The 8739-nt window shown below is 69.1% G+C and carries 7 protein-coding genes; 4 read left to right on the top strand and 3 right to left on the bottom strand.

Features of this window, described 5'->3' with window-relative positions; all coding sequences use genetic code 11:
- Window positions 1-145: 145 nt before the first annotated feature.
- Window positions 146-1126, bottom strand: a complete 981-nt coding sequence (locus EQG76_RS04225) for a lysylphosphatidylglycerol synthase transmembrane domain-containing protein (RefSeq protein ID WP_159710891.1) — start codon at window positions 1124-1126, stop codon at window positions 146-148.
- Between the two features lie 353 nt (window positions 1127-1479).
- Between EQG76_RS04225 and EQG76_RS04230 the strand changes: the two genes are divergently transcribed.
- The 3 genes from EQG76_RS04230 to EQG76_RS04240 all read left to right on the top strand — a co-directional run bounded on the left by EQG76_RS04230 (window position 1480) and on the right by EQG76_RS04240 (window position 5722).
- Complete coding sequence (locus tag EQG76_RS04230; protein WP_159710915.1) at window positions 1480-3084, top strand: trimethylamine methyltransferase family protein; 1605 nt, start codon at window positions 1480-1482, stop codon at window positions 3082-3084.
- A 167-nt stretch (window positions 3085-3251) separates the two neighbouring features.
- Window positions 3252-4814 carry a TerC family protein gene (locus EQG76_RS04235; protein ID WP_159710910.1) on the top strand — a complete coding sequence of 521 codons (1563 nt, stop codon included), beginning with the start codon at window positions 3252-3254 and terminating at the stop codon, window positions 4812-4814.
- A gap of 314 nt (window positions 4815-5128) precedes the next feature.
- Entirely contained in the window at window positions 5129-5722 is a 594-nt protein-coding gene (locus tag EQG76_RS04240) for a DUF2076 domain-containing protein (protein WP_159710911.1), read from the top strand.
- 34 nt (window positions 5723-5756) lie between these two features.
- On the opposite strand, the gene EQG76_RS04245 is transcribed toward EQG76_RS04240, so the two are convergent.
- Window positions 5757-7889 carry a mechanosensitive ion channel family protein gene (locus EQG76_RS04245; RefSeq protein ID WP_159710912.1) on the bottom strand — a complete coding sequence of 711 codons (2133 nt, stop codon included), beginning with the start codon at window positions 7887-7889 and terminating at the stop codon, window positions 5757-5759.
- 211 nt (window positions 7890-8100) lie between these two features.
- On the opposite strand from EQG76_RS04245, the gene EQG76_RS04250 reads away from it, so the two are divergent.
- A complete protein-coding gene (locus EQG76_RS04250; protein ID WP_159710913.1) occupies window positions 8101-8280 on the top strand; it encodes a hypothetical protein in 180 nt (59 codons plus the stop codon).
- A gap of 4 nt (window positions 8281-8284) precedes the next feature.
- On the opposite strand, the gene EQG76_RS04255 is transcribed toward EQG76_RS04250, so the two are convergent.
- The coding region (locus EQG76_RS04255) for a GNAT family N-acetyltransferase (protein ID WP_159710914.1) at window positions 8285-8739 on the bottom strand (455 nt) is incomplete at its 5' end.

An 8739-nucleotide genomic window follows, 5' to 3' on the forward strand; every position in this document is an offset into this window, starting at 1 on the left:
CCGACCACCAGCACCCCCGCCGTGGCGAGGACCAGGAACACCAGCAGGATTTCGAAGATGTACATGGCGCTGATATAGGCGCCTCGCCGGGCCTGTCCAGCCATGGCCGCACAAGGCGGTCACGGGCTTCGCTCCCGGCTGCGGCCTAGCCGGCGCTGGCCGCTTCGGCCCGGTCCGGCGCGTAGGCCACCAGCGGCCCTTGATGGATCGCGAACATCAGCGCGCCAGTACCATGCACCACCAGGAACAGGACGCGGCCCACCAGGATGAGCGCCACGCTCTCGGCAGCGGGCAGGCCGGCCACCGTGGCCAGCAGCAGCGCCATGATCCCCTCGTACACGCCGATGCCGTCGATGGTGATCGGCAGCCGGGTGATCGCGAGTGCCACCGCATAGGCGGCAGCCAGGTCGACGAAGCTCACCTCGATCCCGAGCGCCTGGGCGGTCAGCCAACCGAGCGCCAGGGAATAGGCACTCTCCAGCACGGTGAGACCGGCAAATGCCGCGACCACCTCGGGACGTCGCCCCTGCCGCTGCCAGGCGGCGCGAAAGCGCGCCAGGATCCGCCCCGCCAGACGATGCTCGCTCAAGGCCAGGCGCAGCCGTGCCGGGCCGAACCAGGACCAGGCCAGGCCGGTCGCGATGGCTGCCATGACCAGGCCCGCTGCCAGGATCATGCCGTGCATCTCCTGGGACAAGGGCGCCAGCCGGCCCAGCCAGACCATGCCGACCACCGCCATCGCCATGGTCACGAAGGCACCGACGATGCGCTCCACCATGATGGAGGCGGTCGCGTCGTTGGCATCCACCCCGCTGCGCCACAGCCACCCCACGCGCATGGCGTCGCCGCCGACCGTCGCCGGAAGGAACGAACCGGCCAGGGTCGCGGCGCTGTACAGCCAGGTCGCGGGCAGGAGGCCCATGCGCACGCCGTGGACCCGCAGGAGCAGGAGCCACTTGCCGGCCATCAGGAAGCGCTGTGCCGCGTAGAGCAGCAAGCACAGCAGAATCAGCGAGGGCGATGCGCGGTCCGCGACCTGGACCACCGCCTGCCAGTCCAGCCACCACGCAAGAACCAGGATGGCCAGAACGCTCAGGCCAACCTGGAAGATCTTGCTCCAACCCATTGTTTCCGCATTCCTCCTGTGGCTGGGGCGTCACCCTATCGATAGCGACCGCCTCTACCCAACCACGTAATTCAAGCTCGGGCGCTGTTAGATCCCGACTGTTGCACGGGCTGTCCACCCGGGAAGGATGAAAGATCCTTCAACTTAACTCTCGCGAGATCCCAGCGGTCTCCGAACGGTTTCAGCAGAACGCCGGTTCCAGGCGGGCTGGTCCGGCGGCCGCGGCAGCTACGCGATGACGATCTTCGAGCGCGCCATGTCGAAACCAGACGCGCGCGCTCAGGCAGGCCCGGCCTAGTCTGCTATCCGATGGGGCAGGCCGGATCCTGCCGCTGGAGGGCTCGACGATGGCCATGATCTCCACGCAGGACGGCATCCCGGAGCAGGACGGAGCCCTGACGCAGAATTACCGGCGGCGTGGCGGCAGGGATGCCCGCCGCGAGTTGCGCGCCCGGCCGCTCGCCGACGCGGCGCGCGTGGTCCGGGCGGGCCTCGAGGGCGGGCGCTATCGGCCTCTCGACGAGGCGGCGGTGCAGCGCGTGCACGAGGCGGCACTCACCGCGCTGGAAACGATCGGCTTCGGCCAGCCGCTGCCCTCGACTGTGGCCGCACTAACCGCGATCGGCGCCGAACATAGAGGCGGGCGCATCCATTTTCCGCGCGCCCTGGTCGAGGACGTCATCGCCCGTGCCGCCCGGGGCTTCCCACTCTGCGCGCGCGACCCGCGCCTGGACCTCGATCCGTCCGGCAGCCGCGTCCATTTCGGCACCGCCGGTGCCGCGGTGACCATGGTCGACGCCGTCACTGGACGGTATCGCGAATCGACCCTGCACGACCTCTACGACATCGCCCGCCTGGTCGACCGGCTGGACAACGTCCACTTCTACCAGCGCTCGGTGGTGCCGCGTGACCTGCCCGACCCGTTCGAGATGGATATCAACACCGCCTATGCCTGCCTGGCCGGCACCGCCAAGCATGTCGGCACCTCGTTCGTGAAGGGTGAGCACCTCGACGCGGCCCTGCCGATGTTCCATGCAATCGCCGGCTCGGAGGCCGCCTGGCGCGTGCGGCCGTTCGTTTCCCTGTCCTGCTGCTTCGTCGTGCCGCCGATGCGCTTTGCCGACGATGCCTGTACCGCGCTGGAAGCCGCCGTGCATGCCGGGATGCCGGTGCTGCTGCTGTCAGCCGGCCAGGCCGGCGCCACGGCACCCGCGGCCCTGGCAGGCGCCCTGGTCCAGGCGGTGGCCGAGTGCCTGGCCGGCCTCATCTACGTCAATGCGCTGAAGCCGGGAGCACCCGCGATCTTCGGTCCCTGGCCGTTCGTGTCGGACCTGCGCACCGGGGCGATGTCGGGCGGCTCGGGCGAGCAGGCCCTGCTCACCGCGGCCTGTGCCCAGATGGGGCGGTTCTACGACCTGCCGACCGGCAGTGCCGCCGGCATGAGCGACAGCAAGCTGCCGGATGCCCAGGCGGGCTACGAGAAGGGCTATACCGATGTGCTGGCAGGGCAGGCCGGCCTCAACCTGGTCTACGAGTCGGTCGGCATGCATGCCTCGCTGCTGGGCTCCTGCCTGGAAAGCTACGTGATCGACGACGACATGCTGGGTGCCGTGCTGCGCACGGTGAAGGGCATCGAGGTCACCGAGGAGAGCCTGTCGCTCGACACCATGCGTGAGGTCTGCCTGGAAGGCCCTGGCCATTATCTGGGCCATGCCCAGACGCTCGGGCTGATGCAGAAGGAATATGTCTACCCAGTCGTGGCCGATCGCGCCTCGCCGAAGGAATGGCAGGAGCAGGGCTCGATCGACATGGTGACCCGTGCCCGCGTCAGGGTGCGCGCCATCCTGGCCGAGCACTACCCGGCGCATATCGAACCGGCCGCCGACCGGGCGATCCGCGCTGCCCTGCCGATCCGGCTGGATCCTGATCAGATGCGGCCGGGCAGCGGCCGCTGGTGATCCGCATGGCAGTGCCCTGTCAGGGCCCGCTTCCGAGCGGGGCCCGCCACCGCTAGGCTGGGCGAACCGTTCACCATCCAGACCATGTACATGCCCGCCGACGAGCCTTCGTTCTGTAATCCTTCCTTCGGGCTTCGCCGCCCGGCCCGCCGGCGGGAGGGCTAGGCATGTTCCTCGAGTGGATGGCCGATCCGGCTGCCTGGGCCGGCCTCGCGACGCTGATCGTGCTCGAGATCGTGCTGGGCATCGACAATCTCGTGTTCATCGCGATCCTGGCGGACAAGCTGCCGCCCGAGCAGCGCGACCGCGCGCGCCTGATCGGCCTGTCGCTGGCGCTGGTGATGCGGCTGGTGCTGCTGGCGTCGATCTCCTGGATCGTCACCCTCACCTATCCGATCGTCACAGTGCTGGGCTCGGAGATCTCCTGGCGTGACGTGATCCTGATCCTCGGCGGCGCCTTCCTCCTGTTCAAGGGCACGATGGAGCTGCACGAGCGGCTGGAAGGCTCACACGGCGCCAAGGAGACCAGCGGGGCGCACGCGGTGTTCTGGCACGTCATCGCCCAGATCGTGGTGCTGGATGCCGTGTTCTCGCTGGATTCGGTGATCACCGCGGTCGGGATGGTGCGCGAGCTCTCGATCATGGTGATCGCGGTGGTGGTCGCCATCGCCGTGATGATGCTGGCGAGCAGGCCGCTCATGGCCTTCGTCAGCCGGCACCCGACCGTGGTGATCCTGTGCCTGGGCTTCTTGCTGATGATCGGCTTCAGCCTGATCGTCGAGGGCCTGGGCTTCCACATCCCCAAGGGCTACCTCTACGCTGCGATCGGCTTCTCCATCTTGATCGAGGCGGCCAACCAGATCGGCCGGCGCAACGTGCGCAAGCGGGTGACCACGGCCGACCTGCGGGACCGCACCTCCAAGGCGGTGCTGCGCATCCTGCGCGGCGGCAAGGCGGAGCCGGAGGCGTCGGAGGAGGTGGCAGCCCTCGTGTCGAGCGGAGCCGGCGAGACGGTGTTCTCGCCGGCGGAGAGCTCCATGATCGAGCGCGTGCTGATGCTCGGCGGGCGCACCGTCCGCTCGATCATGGTGCCGCGGGTTGATGCGGTCTGGCTGGACGCCGACGATCCGCCGCAGGCGATCCTGGACGAGATCCACCAGAGCGGCCGCTCGCGCTTCCCGGTCTGCCGGGGCGAAGTCGATGCCGTGCTGGGCATCGTCCATGCCAAGGATCTCCTGGAGCAGCAGCGCCAGTCCGGGCGGATCGACCTAATGGCCGCCCTGCGCGAGCCCCTCTACATCCCCGAGAACCTGCCGGTCCTGAAGGCCCTGGAGCGCTTCAAGACCTCGACCGTCCATCTCGCGATCGTCCTGGACGAGCACGGCTCGTTCGAGGGCCTGGTGACCCCCACCGACATCCTGGCGGCGATCGCCGGCGACCTGCCCGAGCTGGCGGCCGACACCCTGCCCGACGCGGTAAAAGCCGGCGAGCGGAGCTGGCTGCTCGACGGGCGGATGCCGATCGACGCGGTGGAGCGCACGCTGGGTGCCAGCGGCATGGTGAGCGACGACTACGCGACCCTGGCGGGCTTCGTGCTGGCGCAGCTCGGCCGGATTCCCAAGGCCGGCGAAGCGTTCGACTGGCAGGGCTGGCGGTTCCAGGTGGTGGAGCTGGAAGGCCACCGGATCGACAAGGTCCAGGCGGTGCCGACGGAGGTGGCGATCCTGTAGCCGGCCCGGACGCGCCGGTCCTGCTGTTTCGTAACTTAATGTGACGCCGCCGCCCGTCCGCTTGATCGACGCTGGCTGGGTCCCTAAGTGGGAGGTGAACGGGGTCCGGGCCCCTCTGACGGCCTGCTGACCGGCAGTCCGTGATGTCGGACCCCCGATTTCCCTGCCGGCCATTGGCGGCCGGCATCGATCTCGGGGTTGTTGTCGATGTGCCCGGAATCCCTCGTTGACGCAGACATGGCCGAGCAGCGCATGGACCGGAGGTCGACCCGACCTGCCGGCGCTCGGTCGTGGCCAAATCCCAGGAGGCGAGCGTGACTGAAGAAGATCGCAAGGCGATCAGTGATTTCTTTGAGCGGATGAAGAAGCTGGAGGCGGAGCGCGATCCGGAGGCGGAGCGCCAGATCGATCAGCTGATGCAGCAGAATCCGCAGACGAAGTACTACATCACCCAAATGGCGTTCTTCCTGGAGCACGCGCAGGCGGAGGCCCAGAACAAGATCCGCGAGCTGGAGTGGAAGCTGCAGAACCAGCAGGCTGCTGTGCAGAAGCCTGCTGGTGGCGGCGGCTTCCTTTCCAACATCTTCGGCGGCGGTGCCGGCGGTGGCGCCGGGCGCAACGTCATGCCGCCCCCCGCACCCGTTCACGCGCCGGGTTACCGGCCGGGCATGTTCCAGGGCGGCCAGGGCGGCGGCTTCCTCGCCGGCGCCATGCAGACGGCCATGGGCGTGGCCGGCGGCATGATCCTCGGCAACATGCTGATGTCGATGTTCGACCCGGGCGTCGCCGAGGCCGCTCCGGTGGACGAGGCGCCGGCCGAGGAGGAGCCGGACTACGCCGATGCCGGCTCCGAGGAAGAAGTCCCGCAGGTCGACGACATGGGCGGCGGGTTCGACGAGGAGTGGTGAGCGACGGGCGGGGCCGCTCTGGCCCCGCCCGGCCTTACGCTTGTGCCGCCTTGGCCGCCAGGACGTCGTTGGCGGCCTTGGCGGCGACCGCGTCGGCACCTTCGTGCGCATTCGTGCCGGCGACCCGCACGGTCGGCACCGCGATCTGGATGCCGTTCTCGGCAAATGCCCGCTTAACCATCGCATAGGCCTTGCGGCGGATGGTGAACTGCTTGCCGGGATAGGTCATCATCTTCAGCGTGATCTGCATGGCGAAGTCGCCGAAGCTGCTCACGCCCTGCATCTTGAGCGGCTGGATGAAGCCCGGCCCCAGCTCCTCGTCGGCCAGCAGGTCCTTGCCGATCTGCTTGATGATCTTCTTGGCCTTGTCCAGGTCGGTGTCATAGGTGACGTTGATCGTCAGCTTGTCGATCACCCAGTCGCGGCTCATGTTCTGGATGGCGCCCAGCTCGCCGAACGGGACGGTATAGAGTGAGCCGCGCTGGTGGCGCAGCTTGACCGAGCGCAGCGAAAAACTCTCCACCGTGCCCTTGTAGCTGCCGCTCACGATGTACTCGCCGATGCGGAAGGCGTCGTCGAGCAGGTAAAAGATCCCGCTAATCACATCCTTGACCAGCGTCTGCGCGCCAAAGCCGATCGCCACGCCGACCACGCCGGCCCCGGCGATGAGCGGACCAACCTCCACGCCCAGGCTCGAGAGCGCCATCAGCACCGCCATGGTGATCAGCACCACGAACAGCACGTTGCGCAGGATCGGCAGGAGGGTGCGGACCCGCTGGCGGCGGCGGATGACCTCGGTCGGGTCGGTTTCGCTGCCGCCCGTGGCCGTCACCAGGTGATGATCGATCGCGGTCTTGGCGAGCTGCCACAGGAGGTCGGCCACCAGCAGGATCGCCAGCGCGCGCAGGAGGTTGCGCAGGAACACGCCCAGCAGGTCGTCGCTCGTGCGCATCATGTTCATGTCGACGCCAAAGCCGCTGATGATGATCCAGGCGCCGATCGCGAAGAACATCAGGCGCAGCCCGCGCTCGATCACCACGGTCCAGGCCGAGGGCGGCTGCTGGGCCGCCGGCTGGTCGCCCAGCAGGCCGTCGCCGTCCAGATCGCCCGGCCGCAGCAGGTGCAGCACCGCGCGATGCGAGATCCGGATGGCCAGCGGCAGCAGCAGGGCCACGATCATCACGTCGAACAGCGGCACGACGTTCAGCACGCGGCCGACCAGCCAGGCGAAGGCGATATAGGCGATCATCGCGGCCCTGAGGGCTGCCGCCGGCCGGGGCGCCCCCGGCTGCCGCGGCGGCTGCCGCCAGATCGCCTCGCCCAGGATGACGAGGGCACCCAGCCCGAGCATGTAGCCCAGGAGCCGCATCGACACCTCGGTGACCCCCACCGCGGCCACCAGGTCGAGCACGACCCAGGCGAACGCCAGGTAGCCGAAGAAGACCGCCAGCCGCCAGGTCCAGAACCAGGCGGCCTCCGTGGTGGTCGGCACGATCCGGAGCTTCTCGTTGCCGGGCGAAAGGAGGAACCGCGCGATCACCAGGGTGAAGCGGACCGCCAGGATCACCGCAAGCGCGCCCAGGAGCAGGGAGCGCAGGAAGGCCGGCCAGGGGAACAGGAGGCAGGCGCCGAGGCTGCCAACGGCGAACGCGCCGATCCAGCATAGGCCGAACAGGAAGCGGATGCCGATGATCCGCAGCCGCTGCCTGAGCGTGTCGATGGGTGCGGTGGCGATGTGGCGGCGCACGGACCGGCTCGAGCGCCAGAACACCCACTCCGTGCCCAGCCCCAGCGCCACGAAGCCCAGCACCAGGAGCAGGGCCCCTAGCGGCCCCACCTCGGCGATCTCCTGCGCGAGACGGTCGCCGGCCGTGGCGAGGTCGGCCGGCAGGCGGGGCAGGCCGGCCAGCAGGACGTCCAGCCGTGCCTCGAGCTCATGAAAGGCGCCGGTCAGCGCGCTGCCGCCAATATTCGTGGCCGGAACCGGTGCGGCGGGTGCCGCTGCCAGCTCTCCCGCCCGCTCCCGCAGCCAGGCCTGCACGTCGGGGTCGGCCAGGAGCGTGGTGAATTCCTCCACCTTGTGCTGCGGGTCGCTCGCCGGAGCCGGCTGTGCCTTGGCCGGCAGGGCGGCGAGCAGGAGGGACAGGAGCAGGAGAAAGGCGGGCATCGTCGGTGCGCCAGCAGGCAATTCACACCGGCCTGCGCTCGCACGGCCGGCGCGGCCGGGCAAGCATCGCCATCCGATGGCCGGCAACAGGCTTCGACATTTCGCGCAATGTTCTCGTTTTGCGCTTGATGATCTCGGAACGTTACGTGAACATATGCCACCTGCCCGGGTCAACCGGGTACCAGTGTCGGGTGTGAAGGAGACGCTGCCAATGATCGCTACCGTGCCAAGCTGGCCCGCCCGCCCGCTTTCGTCCCGGATCGGCCGCTGGAAGGGCCGGGCCCGGCTGGGCACCGACCTGCTCAGCCGGCTGCTGGAAGTCGCAGGCCTGGTGGCCTTCGTCGCCGTACTCGGCACCATGCCGGTAATCCTGGCCGCCTTCTCCGGCTGACGCCTCAGCCGTCGCGGAGCTCGCGGACGAACCGGAGCTGCCCGTCCGGCATCCGCCCGGCTTCCCGCCAGCCGACGGCACGATAGAAGCCCGGTGCGCGCAGGCCGGGCTCGGCACCGGTGCACAGCCAGGCCTCCGCCACCCCGCGATCCGCCAAGCACCGTTCGGCCTCGCGCAGCAGGGCGCGGCCAATGCCCCGGCCCTCATACGTCGGCAGGACGAACAGGGCGAACACGTCGCCCTCCGCCGGCCGCACCATCGAGAATCCGGCCTCCTGCCCACCCCACAGCGCCAGCCAGCCAGCGGCCTCGCCACGGCTCAAGGCCGCCGCGACGCTTGGCGGCGTGATGCCCAGGGCGGCCAGTTCCGCCATGGTCATCGCGTTCTCCACCACTGCGGTGCGGATGCGGAACAGGGCCGGCACGTCGGCAATACCGGCCGGCCAGATCAGGAACCCGC

This window comes from Geminicoccus flavidas (assembly GCF_009806515.1).
Lineage (GTDB): Bacteria > Pseudomonadota > Alphaproteobacteria > Geminicoccales > Geminicoccaceae > Geminicoccus > Geminicoccus flavidus.